This window comes from Micromonospora taraxaci, from assembly GCF_007830095.1.
In the GTDB taxonomy this organism is placed as follows: Bacteria; Actinomycetota; Actinomycetes; order Mycobacteriales; family Micromonosporaceae; genus Micromonospora; species Micromonospora taraxaci.
In genome coordinates, this window is sequence record NZ_VIWZ01000001.1 from 6412608 (window position 1) to 6430673 (window position 18066).

An 18066-nucleotide genomic window follows, 5' to 3' on the forward strand; every position below is an offset into this window, starting at 1 on the left:
CCTCGCGAAGCCAACGAGGCCACTGGATCCCTGATCGAGCACGATCAAGCAGCGCGGGGCGGCTCAGCTGGTTGGCTGGGGCTCCAGGCCGGGGATCTCCTCGGAGAGCCAGATCGGCTGCCAGTTCGGCACCTCGTGGAAGCGGCGCAGCTCAAACAGCCCGGCAACCGAGCCGCTCCAGGCCCCGTACGGGGGGTTGGCCTCGTCGAAGCCGCTCTGCACGAAGGTCAGCGTGGTCCGGCCACCGGACTCGGCCAGCTCCCAGCTCGTCACGCCGGTCGGCCCCCAGTCGACGGACATCCGGCGACCGGGCTCCAGGTCGACGACCTTGGCCGCGTAGCCGGTCTCGAAGCCGCCCATGGCGTACCGGCCGCCGACCCAGGGCTCGATGCCGATCGGGTAGCCGAACCAGGCGCTGGCCTGCTCGGAGTCGGTCAGCGACTCCCACACCTTGTCGGCGGGGGCGGCGATGACCAGCTCGCCCCGCAGGTCGGCGGAGGTGAAGTCGGTGCGGGGCAGCAGTGGCTTGCCCTCCACGTGGGCGGCCAGGTTGGCGATGGACAGCGCCCAGTACGTCTGGAGCACGCCCCGGATGCTGGAGCCGCTCATCGCCTCGGCGAAGTCGAAGTGGCTCTGGATCAGCGTCAGCACTGTGCTGTCGGTGCCCTCGGCGGTCAACTGGAACTCGGTGGTGGTCTCCACCCCGTCGAGCAGCCAGCCGAAGCGCAGCGTGTCGTCGTCGGCGTGCAGCAGTCGCTGATGCGGGGCGTCACCCTCGGGCGTGTAGCGGCCCCAGAACTCGTACCGCTGAGGCAGCTCGACCTCGGCGTGCTCGGCCAGCCAGAGACGCAGCTCTGCCGGGTCGGTCAGGGCTTGGCGGACGCGCCCGACCGGCGCGGAGAGACGGGCCTGAACCTTCATCGGCTCACTCATTGTCGTTCCCTTTCGGATAGCAGGCGACGGCCAGCTTGAAGGCATCTCCTTCGCTGCCGCCGTAGCGGGTGAACAACTCCTGAAGTGCGGTTTGCAGGTCGTGCAGGAACTGTTGGCGCTGCTCGGCCGGCACCCGGATCTCGCCGGAGACCCCGATCGAGGGCAGCTCGGGTGCCGCGCGGTCCAGGCCGGCGATGTCGGCCTGGACCTCCTCCATCAGGTCGAGCAGGTAGCCCAGGCTCAGCTCGTCGCGGGCCCGGCGTAGGCCGATCCGGCCGACGAGCCGTGGGGACAGCCAGTAGGACCGGGCGGCGGCCTGGTAGATGCCCTCGGTGATGCCGCGGACCTTGCGTTCGTTGACCAGCTCGACGAGGCCGGCCGCGACGAGCTGCTTGACGTGGTAGTAGACGCGCTGCGGCGTCTGGTCGAGTCGGGCCGCGACCTCGGTGCAGGTGCGCGGTTCGGCCAGTTGCCGCAGCACCTCGACGCGTTGCGGCTTGAGCAGGACTTCGGCCTGCTCGATCTGCTCCAGGTACAGGACGTCTCTCATGGCAAAATCAGTTTGTACGTACAAAACTTGTTTGTCAATCGGTTCGCGAAAAGCCGCGCCGACGTTCTCGACGCGGCTTCCCGCGACACTCAGCGGATGGTCAGGGCAACCAGTCGGGTCGCAGCGGGTAGCCGTTCACCCCGTCCGGGCCGTTGTGCGTGGCCAGCACCTGGTGCAGCTGGATGCCGTTGCGCTCGAACGCCATCCGCGACCCCGCCATGTACAGCCCCCACACCCGAGCGGTGCCCGCGCCCACCTCGGACACGCAGAAGTCCCAGTGCTCGACCAGGTTGCGACACCAGGCGGCGAGCGTCAGCGCGTAGTGCTGGCGCAGGTTCTCCTCGTGGTGTACCTCGAACCCGGCGTCGTGGATCTCGCTGATCAGCCGACCCGGGCCGGCCAACTCGCCGTCCGGGAAGACGTACCTGTCGATGAACGCGCCGGAGCGGTGCGGCGCCCGATTGTCCGCGCGGGTGATGCAGTGGTTGAGCAGACGCCCACCCTGCCGCAGCCGACTGCGCAGCGCCCCGAAGTAGGTCGGGTAGTTGCGCACCCCGATGTGCTCGGTCAACCCGATCGACGAGACGGCGTCGAACTGCTCCGCCGGCGCGTCCCGGTAGTCCATGTGCCGCACCTCGGCCAGCCCGGTCAACCCCTCCCGCTCGATCGCCGCCTGCGCCCACTGCGCCTGCGCCTTCGACAGGGTCACCCCGAGCGCCTTGACGCCGTACTCGCGCGCGGCGTGCCGCACCATGCCACCCCAGCCGCAGCCCACATCCAGCAGCCGCATCCCCTTCTTCAGCGCCAGCTTGCCGGCGACCAGGTCGTACTTCGCCGCCTGGGCCTGCTCCAGCGTGTCGTCCGGAGAACGGAAAACCGCGCAGGTGTACGTCATCGACGGGCCGAGCACCTTCTCGTAGAAGGCGTTGGAGACGTCGTAGTGGTGCGAGATCGCGGTGCTGTCCCGGACCCGGGAGTGCCGGAGCCCGTTCACCACCCGCTTCCACCGTGGCAGCGCCTCCTGCGGCGGTGCCGGCGGCGGCATCAGCCGCTCCCAGCCCAGCCCACGGACCAGCGCCAGCCCCTCGGCCAGCGACGGTGGGCGCAACCGCAGCTCGTCCTTGAGCACCCGCAACGCCTCGTACGGGTCGCCCGGGTGCACCCCCTGCAACGCCAGGTCGCCACTGACGTAGGCCCGGGCCATGCCCAGGTCGCCAGGGGCGGTGAGCAGGTACGACAGGCCACGCTCGGAACGGATCGCCAGGGTGATGCCGGCGTCGGACGGGCCGACGGCGCTGCCGTCGTACCCGGTGATCCGCACCGGCAGTGGTCCCGTGGTGACCGCGCGGACGACGTCCGCGACGGTCGGACCCGTGTGCCGGCCCCCCGCCGGCGGGGTGGCGGGAACGCTCGCCGCCCCTTGATCTCTGTCGGTCAGGCTCATGCTCGTGCTACCGCCTTTTCGTACAGTCCCGTCAGCCGGTGGTCCGGGTCGTAGCGGTCTTTCACCGCCCGCCACGTGTCGCCGCCGTACAGGCGGTCGAAGGCGTCCCGGTCGTAGTACGCGTCCGAGTAGAGCGACTTGTGCCCGCCCGACTCCGACACCCTGCGTTCGATCGTGCGGTTGACGTCGCCGTCGGCGGCGCCCGGCGCGATCGGCACGCTCCCCCAGAACCCGATGTTGACGTAGTCCTGCCCTGGCCGGAGTGGATACAGCGGCCACGACCGCGCCGAACCGGGCCCCGCCGGCTCACGCAGTCGCAACGGACACAGCCACACCGGGTTCATCCCCACTGTGCTGGCGAACCAGCGCAGGAAGTCCGCCGTCTCGTTCAGCGGGATCTCCACGTCCTGCACGACCCGCTCCCGGGCCGGCTGGCCGCGCAGCCGGTCGATCCGGGCCGCCACCTGGTGCCGGTGTTCGAGTCGGACGAGCCGGTGGTAGAAGTCGCTGCGCCGGTAACGGGCCGGCCAGAACCGGCGTACGACCGGGTGCTGCGCGCCGAACGCCGCCGAGCACCAGAACCAGTCGGTGTCCCAGCGCCACAGATAGTCGTACGCGGTGAGCACGTCACGGGTGCGCTGGCGCAGCGACCGGTAGTAGATCGCCTGGCCGGTGTAGTCGCTGGGCGGATCGGCGGCGTCGGTGAACGTGGCGAACACCAGGTACGCCTCGCCGGGGCTGAACATCACCCCGTCCATCGCGTCGACCGGCTCGCCGGCCCAGGAACGGGTCGCGGTCACCTCCGCTATCGCATCGGTGAGCGCCTCCAGTTGGGTGAACCGGACGTTGCGCAACGCCACGTACCGGCCGACCGGTTGCAGCTCGATGCGCAGCCGGGTGGCGTAGCCGAGGCTGCCCAGCGAGTTGGGGAACGCGGTGAACAGGTCCGCGTGCTCCCCTTCGGGTCGGGCGGTGATGATCTCACCGGTGCCGGTGAGCACGTCCAACTCGCGTACCGACTCGTGCGGCAGGCCGTTGCGGAACGAGGTCGACTCGATCCCGAGGCCGGTCACCGCGCCGCCCAGCGTGATGGTGCGCAGTTGCGGCACCACCAGCGGCATCAGCCCGTGCGGCAGCGTCGCGTCGACCAGGTCCTCGTACGTGCACATGCCCTGCACGTCGGCGGTACGGCCGGTCGGGTCGACCGACAGCACCCCGTTCAGGGCACTCACGTCGAGGCCCGGGGTCCGGGGAGCGGACCGGGGGCGGAACAGGTTGGAGGTCCGTTTGGCCAGCCGGACAGGCTCGCCCGTGGGCACCGCGGCGTACGACCGTCGCAGCGTGTCCACCGCTTGATCATGGTCAATGGGGTGATCCACACGCTCAGCGCGCATGTGATCACCTTACGCTCGCGTTTCGGAAACCGTGGGATGTCGACGATGGCAGTTTCCCGTCCGGCACGGAGCCCGACGGTTACCGTGGCGGGCATGCCATCGCCCGCGATCACCGCCCTGGACGCCGCCGGACTCCCGTATCGGCTGGTCAGCCACGGTGAGGTCCGCAGCCTCGCGGAGGCCGCCGCGGCCCAGGGCGTGGCCGTCTCCGATGTGGTGAAGACCATCGTGGTCCGTCGCGGCGCCGACGATCACCTGTTCGTGCTCACCCCCGGCGACCGGGTCATCTCCTGGCCCAAGCTGCGCGCGCTGCTCGGGGTGCAGCGGCTCTCCATGCCCGACGCGGCGGGCGCACGGGCCGCCACCGGCTACGAACGCGGCACCATCACCCCGTTCGGCGCGAGCACTGCCTGGCCGGTGATCGCCGACGAGCGGCTGCGCGGCCGGGAGATCAGTCTGGGGGCGGGCGAGCGTGGCCTCGCCGTCGCGGTCGACGCCGACGCCGCGATCGTCGCCCTCGACGCCACAGTTGCCGACGTCACCGACCCGCAGCCCGCCCGCTGAGCGCTGCACGTCGCCGCCGGACTGGCTCCGGCGCGCCGCCGTGGGCGAGGATGGCGCGTATGTCCGCGCCCCAGGAACGCCCCGACCCCGCCGGCACCGTCTACGGCGGGCGACCGGCGCCGAGCCCCGGGCCGCTGTCCGACCCGCTGCTGCGGGTCGCGGTGGCGGTCGGGGTCGTCGGCGCGCTCCTGGGGGTGGTCTTCGCGACCGGGCTGTTCGACGGGGACGCCGAGCAGCCGGTCCCGGCGGCGGTCGGCACGCCCTCCACCGCCGCGGAGCCGACCGAACCGGCGGCCGAGCCGAGCCCGACCGCACCGACCGAGCCGGCACCGACCACGCCGGCCGGGCCGCCCACCGGGCCGAAGGTGTTCCGGGTCGCCTCCGGGCTCTGCCTCGGGCTCGACGGCGACGGCAAGGAGGCCGAAGCCCAGTTGGCCGCGTGCAGTGGCGGCCCGGAACAGCAGTGGGTGGTCAACCCGATCGGCGCGGACGTGGTGACGTTGACCAACGCCGCCCACGGGCAGTGCCTGGACGTCGAGGGCGGCAGTCGGGACGACGGCGCGCAGTTCCTGCAGTTCCCCTGCCACGGCGAGGCCAACCAGCAGTGGCGGCTCTCCGCGACCGGCACCGGTCCGGTGCTGCTGGTCGCGGTGCACAGCGGCAAGTGCGCGCAGGCCGACGACGACGGCATTGAGGCGGGCGACGAGGTCCGGCAGCGGCCCTGCGACGGCCGACCGGCCCAGCAGTGGACCCTCAGCTGACGGCCCGGCCTCAGCCTCGGAAGCTCCACGCCCTGGGCGCGGTCGCGGCGGCGAGCACGGCCTCCGGCACCGGCCGACCTGGTCGCCGACGCAGCAGCAACGACAGGCCGGCTGCGCCGATCGACAGCGCACCCGCCACGTACCAGGCCATCGCGTAGTCGCCGAGCCGGTCCCGGACCAGTCCCGCGCCGGTCGCGGCGAGCGCCGCGCCGAACTGGTGCGCCGCGAAGACCCACCCGAACACGACAGCTCCGGCCCCACCGAAGTACTCCCGGCACAACGCCACGGTCGGCGGCACGGTGGCCACCCAGTCCAGGCCGTAGAAGACGATGAACACCAGCATGCTCGGCTGGGCGGTGCCGGAGAACAGGCTCGGCAGCACGAGCAGGGACGCCCCGCGGAGCGCGTAGTACAAGCCGAGCAGCAGCCGACTGTCCACCCGGTCGGTGAGCCAGCCCGACGCGATGGTGCCGACAATGTCGAAGAGCCCCACCAGGGCGAGCAGCCCGGCCGCCGTGGTCTGCGGCATGCCGTGGTCGTGCGCGGCCGGCACGAAGTGCGTACCGACGAGGCCGTTGGTCGTCGCCCCGCAGATCGCGAACCCGCCGGCCAGCAGCCAGAACGGCCGGGTCCGGGCCGCGGTCGCCAACGCGCCCAGCGCGCGGGTGGCCGCGCCGCCGGTCGCCGGCGGCGCGGCAACGACAGCGGTCGCGCCGTAGGCGGGCAGACCGAGATCCGCCGGGTGCTCGCGCAGGAACCACACCACCAGGGGTACGACCGCGAGCGCTGCTCCGGCCACGACGAGCGCCGCCGTCCGCCAGCCGTGGTCGCGTACCAGGATGGCGATCAGTGGCAGGAACACCAACTGCCCGGCGGCCCCGCCTGCGGTCAGCACCCCGGTGACCAGGCCCCTGCGGTGGACGAACCAGCGCCCGGTGATGGTGGCCACGAAGGCCAGTGCCATCGAGCCGGTGCCCAGCCCGACCAGCACCCCCCAGCAGAGCAGGAGCTGCCAGCTCGCGTTCATGAAGACGGTCAGCCCGCTGCCGGCAGCGACCAGCAGCAACGCCACCGAGACCACCCGGCGGATGCCGAACCGGTCCATCAGGGCGGCGGCGAACGGTGCGGTCAGCCCGTAGAGCAGCAGGTTGACCGAGACGGCCGCGGAGATCGTGGCCAGTGGCCACCCGAACTCCTCGTGCAGGGGGTGCAGCAGCACCGAGGGTGTGGCACGGAAGCCGGCCGCGCCGACCAGCGCCACGAAGGCGACGGCGGCGACCAGCCAGGCGGGATGCAGACGGCGGTTCTTGGTCACCGGACCAGTCTGTGCGGGGTTCACCGGAGCGACGAGTGGCCGGAAAGCCATCATGCGCAATAATCGGGCCATGACCGTTAGCCCGCACCGGATCGCCGTACTCGCCCTGGACCAGGTCGTCGGCCTGGACCTCGGCACCCCGTCGCAGGTCTTCAGCACCGCCCGGTCCGCCGACCAGACGCACTTCTACGACGTGCGGGTGTGCACTCCGGGTGGGCGACCGGTCCGCAGCACCGCCGGCTTCCAGGTGGTCCCCGACCATGGTCTGGAGCTGCTCGACACCGCCGACACGGTGATCGTCCCGGGCATCCACGCCGGCAACGCGTTGACCATGGGCACCCTCGAGCCGGAGGTGGCCGAGGCGCTGCGCGCGGCGCACGAGCGCGGGGTCCGGATCATGTCGATCTGCACGGGAGCGTTCGTGCTGGCCGCCGCCGGGCTGCTCGACGGTCGACGGGCGACCACCCACTGGGCGTACGCCGAGCAGTTCCGCCGCCTGCACCCCCGGGTGGACCTCGACCCGGGTGTGCTCTTCATCGCCGACGGCCCGGTGCTCACCTCGGCCGGGGTCGCCGCCGGGATCGACCTCTGCCTGCACGTCATCCGCCTCGACCACGGCAGCGAGGTGGCCAACCGGGCGGCCCGCCGCTGCGTGATGCCTCCGTGGCGGGACGGCGGCCAGGCGCAGTACATCGAACGGCCGGTGCCGAAGGTCACCGACACCAGCACCGCGAGCGTCCGGGAGTGGGCGCGGCAACGACTGCACGAGCCGATCGCCCTCCGCGACCTGGCCGAGCAGGCGCGGATGAGCGTGCGCACCTTCACCCGGCGTTTCCGGTCGGAGACCGGCCTGAGCCCCGCGCAGTGGCTGCTGCAACAACGCACCGACCACGCGAGGCTGCTGCTGGAGACGACCGACCTCACCGTCGACCAGGTCGCCCACCGGTCCGGTTTCGGCACCACCGCCGCCCTGCGCCAGCAACTCCACCAACGCATCGGCGTGGCGCCCTCGACCTACCGCCGCACCTTCCACCGCCGCCCCGAGCTGATCGAAACCTGATCCGAGCCCTGCCGCGTCCCCTCGTGGGCCCGACGGGTGCGCGGCCCTCCACGAGCGTGATTCCGCTGCGGCATCTTGATGCCAGAGCGGAATCACGCTCAACAGAGCGGGACGGTCGATGCTGCGACACGCCCGGCCACCGGCGAGCGCCACCGCCGCTCAGGCGCGGAGCATCTGGAGTTGGGCCTGGTGTTTGGGCAGGTGGACCCGGGTGTGCAGGTCCAGGGTGCGGGACCAGGGCAGCGACTCGTCCACGATGAGGTCGAAGCCCTCACGGAGGTGCGTCTCGACCGGGGTCTCCGCCGCCAGCCCGAGCTGGTCGACGAGCCCGCACAGCCGGTCACTGGTGGTGTGCAGCAGGGCGGTCAGGCCCCGCAGGCCACCCTGCTCGGCGGCCAGCGCGTCGAGCTGCGGACGGTGGATGTCCTCTTCCAGCTCGTAGTAGGCGAACGGCGACCCGGCCAACAGCGCCTCGGTGGCCTGGATCATCAGCTCGTCGTTGGCGACCAGGTGGGCGACGATCTGCTCAGCGCTGAGCTGCCCCTCCGGTGCCGGACCGAACCCGCCAGCATCCACCTCGGCCAACAAGGCCCCGTAGGCCCGCCGCAACCCTCCGCTCTCCGCCATTCCCCCAGTCAACCCGCCCTGCGGGGAGTTAGCGGCGGGATTGGCGGGAGCGGAGGTAGTCGGAGACCACGTACTCGCCGAGGTCGTCGGTGTCCGGCGTGAACATGCGGCCCCGGCTCCGGCGGGCCACCGCGTCGATGAAGCGCCGCAGACCCGGGTCGTCGCCGAGCATGAACAGGTTGAGCGTGGCGCCGTACCGACTCAGCCGGTCCACCTCACGGACCGTCGCCTCGATCGTCTCTGGAAGCGGCGGCCAGTGGAACAGTGCCTCCCCGTCGTCCGGGTCCAGGTGCGCGGTGGGCTCCCCGTCGGTGACCACCAGCACCACCGGCTCGGCGTCCGGGTGCCGACGCAGGTGTCGTCCCGCCAGCCGCAACGCGTGCTGGAGGTTGGTGCCCTGCTCCATGTCCGGTTCGACGGCGGCCAGCTCCTGCTGGGTGAGCGTCATCGCCTCCCGGCCGAAACCCACGATCTGCAGGGCGTCCTGCGGGAAACGCGTCTCCATCAGGTGCGCCAGCGCCAACGCCGTCTGCTTCATCGGGCCCCAACGACCCTGCGAGATCATCGAGTACGACAGGTCGACGCAGAGCACCACCGCCGCCGAAGCCCGTTTCTCGGTCTCGACCACCTCGAAGTCGTCCACGGCGAGCTGCACCGGGACCGTCGGCCCGCCCCGACTGACCGCCCGGGTCAACGTCCGGACCACGTCCAACGGCTGCTCGTCGCCGTACTCCCAGGGTCTGGACGCGCCGCTGACCTCGCCGGCGGCCCCCGCGGAGCGCAGGTCGTGCTGGCCTCGCGGCCCGGCGGTCAGGTCGGCGAAGACCCGTCGCAGCGCCGTCCCGCCGAGCCTGCGCAGCGCCTTCGGGCTCAACGTGAGCCCTTCCGCGTCCCGACTCACCCAGCCCTGCCGGCGTAGCTCCCGCTCCAGATCGCGCAACCGGCGGACGTCGTCCGCCGCGTCCCGCCCCAGCGTGCGGGCCACCGCTTCGACGTCCACGTCGTCCAGGGTCGCCCCCGGGTGCTCCTGGTCGAGCTGGTCCAACAGGTCGTCCAGCTCGCCGATCTCACCCAACGCCCCGGCCGCGTCGGCGTAGCCCAGCGGTTGCTCGCCCCGGACCCGCTCGCCGCGCCCCCACCGCAGGTCAGGGCGCAACGCCCGGAGGTTCTCGTCGAGCGCTGACAACTCCCCGGCGAGGCGGTCACCGAGCGACTGCTGCATCAGACCGGCCAACTCGGCGCGCTGCCGGTCGGACAGCGAGTTCATCAAGCGCTCACCCGCCGCCGAACGGCGGGCCAACACGTCGATCAACTCGTCGACGGTCTCCGGCTTCTCCGGGAAGAAGTCGCCGTGCCGACGCATGAACTCGGCGAACGCGTCGGTGGTGTCCTCCGCGCGACCGTGCCGAGCCAGCAGGTCGTTCAGGTCGCCCATCATCTCGGCGAGCCGCTGCTGGGCGGCCGGGTCGGCGGACGCCCGCACGGCGTCGCGCAGCCCGGCGAAACGCTGACCGAGCACGTCGTCGCGGAGTTGGTCGAGAATCTGCTGGTACGAGCGGCGGGCGTCGTCGCTGGCCCACTGGTACCCGGACAGCTCCTCCACCGCCCGCGCTGTCGAGCGGGGCAGGTTGTCCAGCACCGACTCGGCGAACCGCGCGGCGTCGTCGTCACGGCCACGAAGCTCGTCCCGCTCGGCGGCGAGAGCCTGGTCCAGCAGGGCCTGGGCCCTGGTCACCGCACCGTCCAGGTCGCCGCGACGCAGCGCCTCCCGGCGCAGCCGCCGAGCCCGCGCCGCCAGGTCGTCCAGCCCACCCCGCCCCTTCGGGCCACGGCGCAGCAGGTCACGCAACGCCTCTCGCAGGCTGCCGCCGGCCAGCACCTCGGCGCCGACCGCGTCCACCGCCTCCCGCACGTCGTACGGGGGTGCCAGCGGGTCGGGCCCGCCGGTCCACTGCCCGTACCGGAACCGATTGCCGGCCATGGTCAGCCCCGGCCGCCGTAGACGGTGCGCCCGGAGTCGGTGACGTCCTTGCCGAGCCGGCGGGTCAGGTGCAGCCCTTCCAGCACGAACTCGACGGCAGCCGCCGCCTCCTCCGGTGTGGGCGCGTCGCCCAGGCCGAGCCGGTCGAGGACCTTCGCCAGACCGGGCACGGTGCCGACCTGCCGCAGCAGTTCGGCGGCGCCGACCAGCTCACCTGTCTCGATCGCCGCCCCGTCTCCGACGAGCGCCGTGAAACCGGACAGGTCCAGCCCGGACAGGTGCGCCCGGAACGTCTCGGCGGTCGCGGTACGCAGCAGGTGCGCGAGGATCTCGATCTCCCGCCCCTCCTCGCCGCTCTCGAACTCCACCTTGCCGCGCAGGGTGCTGGTCACCGACACGGCGTCGCCGACTCGGGCCACCGCCGCCTCGGGGCGGCCCTCCTGGTCACCGATGGCGGCGAGCAGGCCGGCGCGGCGCAGCGCGGCACCGGCGACGGTCTCGGCGGCGGCGATCGCGAACCGGGCCGAGACGCCGGAGCGCGGGTCCACCGACGGCGACTCCCGTACGGCCCGAGCGAAGCGGGCCAGGACCTCCAGCACGTGCTCCGGCACGTCGGCGACCAGGTCGGCCTCCTGCCGGATCAACGCCAACTCGAGGTCCAGGTCGACCGGGTAGTGGGTGCGGATCTCCGCGCCGAACCGGTCCTTGAGGGGAGTGATGATCCGACCCCGGTTGGTGTAGTCCTCCGGGTTGGCGCTGGCGACGAGGAGTAGGTCCAGGGGAAGCCGCAACTGGTAGCCGCGAACCTGGATGTCCCGCTCCTCCAGCACGTTGAGCAGGGCCACCTGGATCCGCTCGGCCAGGTCGGGCAGCTCGTTGACGGCGAAGATGCCGCGGTTGGTGCGGGGCACCAACCCGAAGTGGATGGTTTCCGGGTCGCCGAGGGTGCGGCCCTGCGCGATCCGGATCGGGTCGACGTCACCGATCAGGTCGCCGACGCTGGTGTCCGGGGTGGCGAGCTTCTCGCCGTACCGCATCGAGCGGTGCAGCCAGCCGACCGGCTGGTCGTCACCGGCCTCGGCGACCTGGGCACGCGACGCCGGCGTGAGCGGGTGCATCGGGTGCTCGTTGAGCACCGAGCCGGGGATGACGGGCGTCCACTCGTCGAGGAGCGCGCCGAGCGAGCGGATCAGTCGGGTCTTGCCCTGACCGCGCTCGCCGAGCAGCACCATGTCGTGCCCGGCGAGCAGTGCCCGCTCGACCTCGGGCAGCACGCTGTCGTCGTAACCGACGATGCCGGGGAAACGGGTGTCGCCGGAGCGCATCCGGGCGAGGAGGTTGTCGCGGAGTTCCTGCTTGACGGTGCGGTATTGGTGACCGGCCGCCCGTAGCGCGCCGAGCGTGCTGGGCAGGTCGGCCGGTGGAACCGGGATTACCTGGTTAGGCGCAGTCACCCGACCCACGCTAGCTCACGCCGGAGTCGACCCACGCCAATACGGAAAGTGATATCCGAGACGCCCTCTGGATGCGCCGATCGGCGGGCTGTGGCACGTGGTTCCCGCCCCTATACTCACGGTTAGCTCCGCCGCTACGGCCGCCGCACAATGGTCGTGACCGACGGGGTCACGGCCCGGCCATCCGATGGTCAACCTCTCCCGGCGCGGAGGTGCGGTGCTGTACTTCTTCCTCAGTTACGCGAGGGGCGACGAGGACGCACTGGTCCAACGTCTTTACGAGGATCTCAGCGCAGAGGTACGGCTGATCGCGGGTCTACCCCGCGACGAGCGGGTCGGTTTCGTGGATCGGACCATCCTGCTGGGCGAGCGGTGGCCGCAGCGGCTGGTCGAGGCGCTGAGCACGTGCCGGTCCTTCCTCGCTCTGATGACACCGAGGTATTTCCAGAGCGAGGCCTGCGGTCAGGAGTGGCAGATCTTCGCCGACCGCACTGCCCGCTTCGACCAGCAGAACGGCGTGGACAGCTCGCTCCTCAAGCCGCTGATGTGGATTCCGGCCCGACCCGGCCGCATCCATCCGGTCGCGTCCCCGTTGCAATATTCCTCCCACAGCCTCGGTGACCTCTATCAGCGGCTGGGGGTCCGGCAGTTGATGCGGCTCCAGCGGCACAGCGACGACTACCGCACGTTCCTCTTCGAACTGGCCAACCAGATCGTGTCCAGTGTGGAGGAGCACCCGCTGCCGGACGTCCAACGCTCCATCGATCTCCGGTCCATCGTCAGCGCGTTCCACCGCCCCGCGGGTGCCGGGCAACTCACGGCGGACGTCGACCAGTTCGCGCCGATGCTGGTCCACTTCATCGTCGCGGCGTCGCACCGGGACGAGATGGGCACGGTACGCCAACACGTGAACACCTACGGCGACCGCGCGTTGGCCTGGGCACCGTACGGACCGCCGTTCCCCGATCCGGTCGTCGACTACGCGCGTGAGATCGCCGCCGACCACAGCTACCGGTCGACTGTCGTGGACCTGACCGAGCTGGCCCGCCGCGCCGAGCAGGCGGCCCGTTACAACCAGATCATGGTGCTGATCGTCGACGCCTGGCTGACCCGCCTGCCCGAGCAGCGGCAGTCGTTGACCGCCCATGCCGCCGCCGCCCTGCGCGACGGTGGCACCACGGCGGTGCTGATCCCGAGCAGTCGTGACGACACCGAGACCCGAGAGCACTGGCAGTCGCTGTCCCGCGCGTGTCGGGAAATCTTCGACGAGTTGGCCTCGGACGACGAGCTGTACCGATCCAACATCCTCACCCACCGCGCCTTCCAGGAGGAGCTGCCGGAGGTGCTGGAGGTCGCCCGTAACCGGGTGTTCAGCCGAGGAGCGGTGCACCGGCCTCCGGGCCCCGCCACCGACTCCCGACCACCACGCATCGACGGGCCCTGGGGGGCGGAAGGCGACGACACCGCAGCGGAGGACGGCCGTGACGACGAGCGCTGACCCGGGCATCACCGGCGACGGTGTCGAGGGTCGAATCATCACGTTCTACTCGTACAAGGGCGGCACCGGCCGCACCATGGCGCTCGCCAACGTGGCCTGGATCCTGGCGTCCAACGGGTACCGGGTGCTCGCTGTCGACTGGGACCTGGAGTCCCCTGGTCTGCACAAGTATTTCCACCCGTTCCTCCTCGACAAGGACCTGCGGACCTCGACCGGGGTCATCGACATGGTCCGCGACTACGCCGAGGCTGTCGTTCGGCCGTTGGAGGAGACGGAGGACGAGGACTGGCTGGGCAGCGCGGCCGACGTGCTGCATCACGCCGTCTCGCTGCATTGGGACTTCCCCGCTCCCGCCGCGGCCGTCCGGCCGTCGGCGGGTCCGATTGCACGGGGCAGTCTGGACCTCCTGCCGGCCGGCAGACAGGACACGGCGTACACGAAGGCCGTCAGCACGTTCGACTGGCAGGCGTTCTTCGAGAAGTTGGGCGGCAACAGCTTCCTGGACGCGCTGGCCGCCAGCATGCGGGAGCACTACGACTACGTGCTGATCGATAGCCGCACCGGTGTCAGCGACGGCGCCGGCATCTGCACCGTGCGACTGCCCGATGCCGTGGTGACCTCGTTCACGCTCAACGACCAGAGCATCGACGGAGCTGCCGGCGTCACCCGCTCCATCATCCGACAACGCGGCGACCGACCGATCCGGATCCTGCCGGTGCCGATGCGGGTCGACAACGCCGAGCAGCTCAAGTTGGAAGCGGGGCGTGACCACGCCCGCCGCCGCTTCGCGCCCCTGCTGCCTCGCACCTCACCTGAGGAGAGCGACAGGTACTGGGGCGAGATCGAGATTCCCTACCAGCCCTACTACGCGTACGAGGAGATCCTGGCGGGGTTCGGCGACCGGGCCCACCACGAGGGCACCCTGCTCGCCGCCTACGAGCGACTCGCCAGGGCGATCACCGAGAACGCCGTCGACAGCCTGCCGCCGATGGAGGATCGGCTGCGCCGCCAGTGGTTGGCCAAGTTCGAGCGGCAGCGCGTCTCCGGGGCGACACCCGACGTGTTCATCAGCTATGTCTCGCTCGACCGGTCCTGGGCCGAGTGGGTCCGCGACGAGCTCCGTTCGGCAGGCCTGCACACGGTGATGCGGGAGGTCGACTTCCCGGCCAGCCCTGGTGGCGGGGCGGCGACGGCCGTCGGTTTCAAGGACGCCGCCCGGCTGGTGGTGCTGCTGTCCCAGGAATACATGCAGTCGCCGAACGCCGGCGAGTTGTGGTCCCAGGCCACCACCTACGAGGCGGGCAGCGGCGGAAACTTCCTGGTGCCCGTCCGGCTGGACAATTCCCGCGCGCCGGCGGTGTTCCTGGAGCGGGTCCCGGTGGACCTGGTGGGCGCCACCGAGGAGGAGGCCGCCAGCCGGTTGCTCGAAGCACTGGACCACCCCGCCCGCCCGGCGACCGACCCGGAGGGCGCCGGGCAACGCCGACGGTTCCCGGGCAACGAACCCCCGGTCTGGAGGGTGCCGTTGCCGCGTAACGTCCAGTTCGTCGGCCGCAGCCCGCTCCTGGAGGAGATGCGCGACTGGCTGTCGTCGGCCGAGGCCCGGCACACCCCGCTCGCGCTGCACGGTCTGGGCGGCGTCGGCAAGAGCCAGATCGCCCTGGAGTACGCCTACCGCTTCCGCGCCGAGTACGACGTCGTCTGGTGGATCTCCGCACAGCAGCCGAGCGTGATGCGGCTCGCTCTGGCCTCGCTCGCCGACCGGCTGGCTGCCAAGGCGGACACGCCACTCGGAGGCAACGTCGCCGAGCGGGTCCAGTGGGTGCTGGACGCCCTGCGTCGGGGCGACCCGTACCGGCGGTGGCTGTTGGTGCTGGACAACGCCGACGATCCCGCCGAGTTGCACGACCTGATGCCGCAGGGCCCCGGGCACGTCCTCGTCACCACGCGCAACCACGTCTGGGCCCGGCATGCCCGCAACTTCGAGGTGGGCGCCTTCGACCGGGCGGAGAGCACCACCTTGCTCCGTCGCCGGATCCCCCGCCTGCCCCTGACCGACGCGGAGATGGTCGCCGCGCGCCTGGGCGACCTGCCGCTCGCCGTGGAACAGGCCGGGGCGTGGCTGGCGACCACCGGCGAGTCGGCCACCCAGTACCTGCGGCGGCTACGCCGTTACCTGCCCGGCATGCTCTCCGACGAGTTGCCCAACGACTATCGGCAGACCGGCGCGGAGCCGTGGCTCGTCTCGCTGGAGAGCCTGCGGGAGCGCAACCCGGCGGCGGCGAAGCTGCTGGAGGTCTGCGCGTTCTTCGCCGCCGAGCCGATCCCGATGTCGCTCCTCTACGACGACAGCTTCATCAACGTGCTGCTCCCCTACGATCCCTCGGTTCGCGATCCCCTGCTCATGGGGCGCGCGTTGCGGGATGTCGGCCGATACTCGTTGGCCCGCATCGACAACGTGCGCGGACGCACCTCGGACCGCGGTGACGACGGCAACCAGGCCAGCCTGCGAATGCACCCACTGGTGCAGGAGCTGATCCGGGAGTCCCTGTCCGACGAGGTCAAGGCGGAGAACCGGCGTCACGTGCACGCGATCCTCGCCGCCGCCAACCCGAAGGACCCCGACCAGCCCCGCAACTGGCCGATCTACGCCGACCTCTGGCCCCACCTGCTGCCGTCGAAGACGCTCCACTCACCGCAGCCGGAGGTTCGGCAACTGTTGCTGGACGTGGCCCGGTACATGTGGACCCGGGTCGACTTCGCCACCTGCTCCGAGCTGGCCGAGAAGGCGATCGAGGCGTGGCGGGCGGAGCACGGCGCGGACGACCCGCCGACCCAGATGATGCGCTTCCACCTCGCCAACGCGCTGCGCCTCGAAGCGCAGTACCAGGCCGCGTACGACATCGACCAGGACGTGTACGAGCGGCTCTCCGACACTCTCGGCGAGAACCACGAGTACACGGTGATCGTGGCCGGCAGCCTCGCCGCGGACCTGCGCGCGCTGGGGTTCTTCGAACGGGCGCGCGAGTTGGACACCCGGACGGAGGAGTTGGCCCGCGAGGTGTTCGGCGAGGAGCACTCGCGGGCGCTGATCGCCGCGCACAACCTGGCCCTGTCGCTGCGTCTGGTCGGCGACCTGCGCGGGGCGTTGCGGCTCAACGAGCGCACGTTGACCCGCCGCCGCGACACCCTCGGGCCGATGCACCCGTTCACCCTCTTCTCCGAGGGGCAGTACGGCCGGGACCTCCGCGACACCGGCGACCTCACCGAGTCCCGACGGGTCCTGGAGGCGGCCGTGCAGGCGGACCGGCAGGTGCTCGGCGAGGAGGACAGCGAGACCCTACGGGTGACCAAGAGCTACGCGGTGACCCTGCGGAAGCTGGGCGAGTTCGAGCGGGCCCACGCGTTGAGCGCCGACGTGCTGGTCCGTTCCCGCCGCCGGCACGGTCCCGATCATCCGGACGTGCAGGCCGCCGCGATGAATCTGGCCTGTGACGAGTCCGCCCTGGAGGACGACGCGGGCGCGCTCCGCCGGGCGCGCCCGGTGTACCGCTGGTATCGGGACGCGATGGGCGAGGACCATCTGTTCACCCTGGCGTACGGCAACAACCTGGCCATCTTCCTGCGGAAGGCCGGGGATCTGGACGCGGCGTTCGCGTTGTCCGACGAGGTCGTCAACCGGTTCACCGAGCAGATCGGTGCCGACCACCCGTACACGCTGGCCGCGAACATCAACCTCGCCAACTGTTGGTACGGGCGCCGGGAGTTCGCGGCGGCCCTCGCCACCGACCAGGACTGCTACGAGCGGGCCCAGCGCATCCTCGGCCCGTCGCACCCGGACACTCTGGCGGTGGCGAACAACCTGGCCACGAGTTTGAGTGTCGCCGGGGACCACCGAGGCGCCCGCGCCCTGCGCGACTCGGTGATGCCTCTCTTCCGCCGTGTCCTGGGGGAGCACCACCCGAACACCATCGCTCTGGTCGAGGCGAACCGCCTCAACTGCGATCTGGAACCGCCACCGACGTGACCGAGGGTTCTCCGTCGGGTTCGATGCCCGGTGCCGGCACGCAGGTCACCGGCGCGAGCCACCGGGACAACTCCAACGGGTCCTCCGGGTGCCCGTCCGTACGCAGCTGCCGGTACACCGCGCGGCACAGCTCGGGGTCGGCCCCGGCGGTCTTCTGCGCCGCCGTCAACCGCTGCTCGGCGAGGGCCAGTCCGACCCAGGCGGACAGCAGTTCCGGGTCGGCGCACACCTGCCGGCGATAGCTCTCGCGCGCGGCGAGGTCATCCCCGGCGGCGAGGGCAAGGTCCCCGTCGGACGCCGTGGGCAGTGCGTCGACGAGGCGTTCCGCGCCGGTACGCAGCCGCGTGAACCGCTCCGGATCGGTCAGCCGCAGCCGGACCAGGTCGAGCCGCGGGCTGAGGCTCAGCCAACGGCCGTCGGCCGGCTCCACCCGCAGCACGACGGTGACGGCGGGGCAA

Annotated in this window: 14 protein-coding genes; 5 read left to right on the forward strand and 9 right to left on the reverse strand. The window is 71.4% G+C overall.

Annotation, left to right across the window (positions count from 1 at the left end; all coding sequences use genetic code 11):
* Nucleotides 1-63: 63 nt before the first annotated feature.
* The 4 genes from FHU34_RS29055 to FHU34_RS29070 all read right to left on the reverse strand — a co-directional run bounded on the left by FHU34_RS29055 (nucleotide 64) and on the right by FHU34_RS29070 (nucleotide 4321).
* Nucleotides 64-933 carry an SRPBCC family protein gene (locus FHU34_RS29055; RefSeq protein WP_145785361.1) on the reverse strand — a complete coding sequence of 290 codons (870 nt, stop codon included), beginning with the start codon at nucleotides 931-933 and terminating at the stop codon, nucleotides 64-66.
* Nucleotides 926-1483, reverse strand: coding sequence for a winged helix-turn-helix domain-containing protein (locus FHU34_RS29060; protein ID WP_124820022.1), 558 nt, complete (start codon nucleotides 1481-1483; stop codon nucleotides 926-928). Before FHU34_RS29060 ends, FHU34_RS29055 begins: the two co-directional genes overlap by 8 nt.
* 100 nt (nucleotides 1484-1583) lie before the next feature.
* Nucleotides 1584-2927 carry a class I SAM-dependent methyltransferase gene (locus tag FHU34_RS29065; RefSeq protein WP_145785362.1) on the reverse strand — a complete coding sequence of 448 codons (1344 nt, stop codon included), beginning with the start codon at nucleotides 2925-2927 and terminating at the stop codon, nucleotides 1584-1586.
* Nucleotides 2924-4321, reverse strand: coding sequence for an FAD-binding oxidoreductase (locus FHU34_RS29070; protein WP_145785363.1), 1398 nt, complete (start codon nucleotides 4319-4321; stop codon nucleotides 2924-2926). Before FHU34_RS29070 ends, FHU34_RS29065 begins: the two co-directional genes overlap by 4 nt.
* 93 nt (nucleotides 4322-4414) lie before the next feature.
* Here FHU34_RS29070 and FHU34_RS29075 point away from each other — a divergent pair, with 93 nt between their 5' ends.
* Together FHU34_RS29075 and FHU34_RS29080 are read left to right on the forward strand one after the other, a co-directional pair.
* Entirely contained in the window at nucleotides 4415-4885 is a 471-nt protein-coding gene (locus FHU34_RS29075) for an aminoacyl-tRNA deacylase (protein WP_208745107.1), read from the forward strand.
* A 59-nt stretch (nucleotides 4886-4944) separates the two neighbouring features.
* The gene (locus FHU34_RS29080) at nucleotides 4945-5646 is read left to right on the forward strand and encodes an RICIN domain-containing protein (RefSeq protein WP_145785365.1); all 702 of its coding nucleotides are present in this window, start codon (nucleotides 4945-4947) and stop codon (nucleotides 5644-5646) included.
* Nucleotides 5647-5656: 10 nt separating this feature from the next.
* Here the strand turns inward: FHU34_RS29080 and FHU34_RS29085 are convergent, their stop codons facing one another.
* Nucleotides 5657-7012, reverse strand: coding sequence for an MFS transporter (locus FHU34_RS29085; RefSeq protein WP_425280556.1), 1356 nt, complete (start codon nucleotides 7010-7012; stop codon nucleotides 5657-5659).
* A gap of 1 nt (nucleotide 7013) precedes the next feature.
* Between FHU34_RS29085 and FHU34_RS29090 the strand changes: the two genes are divergently transcribed.
* Nucleotides 7014-8021: a GlxA family transcriptional regulator gene (locus FHU34_RS29090; RefSeq protein WP_145785367.1), complete on the forward strand. Its 1008-nt coding sequence runs from the start codon at nucleotides 7014-7016 to the stop codon at nucleotides 8019-8021.
* 159 nt (nucleotides 8022-8180) lie between these two features.
* Here FHU34_RS29090 and FHU34_RS29095 read toward each other — a convergent pair whose 3' ends face one another.
* The 3 genes from FHU34_RS29095 to FHU34_RS29105 are packed head-to-tail and all read right to left on the reverse strand — an operon-like array spanning nucleotide 8181 to nucleotide 12092.
* Nucleotides 8181-8648 carry a hypothetical protein gene (locus FHU34_RS29095; RefSeq protein ID WP_145785368.1) on the reverse strand — a complete coding sequence of 156 codons (468 nt, stop codon included), beginning with the start codon at nucleotides 8646-8648 and terminating at the stop codon, nucleotides 8181-8183.
* A gap of 28 nt (nucleotides 8649-8676) precedes the next feature.
* Nucleotides 8677-10629, reverse strand: a complete 1953-nt coding sequence (locus tag FHU34_RS29100) for a vWA domain-containing protein (protein ID WP_145785369.1) — start codon at nucleotides 10627-10629, stop codon at nucleotides 8677-8679.
* Between the two features lie 2 nt (nucleotides 10630-10631).
* Nucleotides 10632-12092, reverse strand: coding sequence for a magnesium chelatase ATPase subunit I (locus FHU34_RS29105; protein WP_145785370.1), 1461 nt, complete (start codon nucleotides 12090-12092; stop codon nucleotides 10632-10634).
* Nucleotides 12093-12300: 208 nt separating this feature from the next.
* Between FHU34_RS29105 and FHU34_RS29110 the strand changes: the two genes are divergently transcribed.
* Entirely contained in the window at nucleotides 12301-13581 is a 1281-nt protein-coding gene (locus FHU34_RS29110) for a TIR-like protein FxsC (protein ID WP_167524921.1), read from the forward strand.
* Nucleotides 13565-17608 (forward strand): FxSxx-COOH system tetratricopeptide repeat protein, encoded by a 4044-nt coding sequence (gene fxsT, locus FHU34_RS29115; RefSeq protein ID WP_145785372.1) that lies wholly within the window; start codon nucleotides 13565-13567, stop codon nucleotides 17606-17608. The genes FHU34_RS29110 and fxsT overlap by 17 nt, the downstream gene beginning before the upstream one ends.
* On the opposite strand, the gene FHU34_RS33160 is transcribed toward fxsT, so the two are convergent.
* The coding region (locus tag FHU34_RS33160; protein WP_208745108.1) for a hypothetical protein at nucleotides 17577-18066 on the reverse strand (490 nt) is incomplete at its 5' end. The two genes, fxsT and FHU34_RS33160, sit on opposite strands and share 32 nt — an antisense overlap.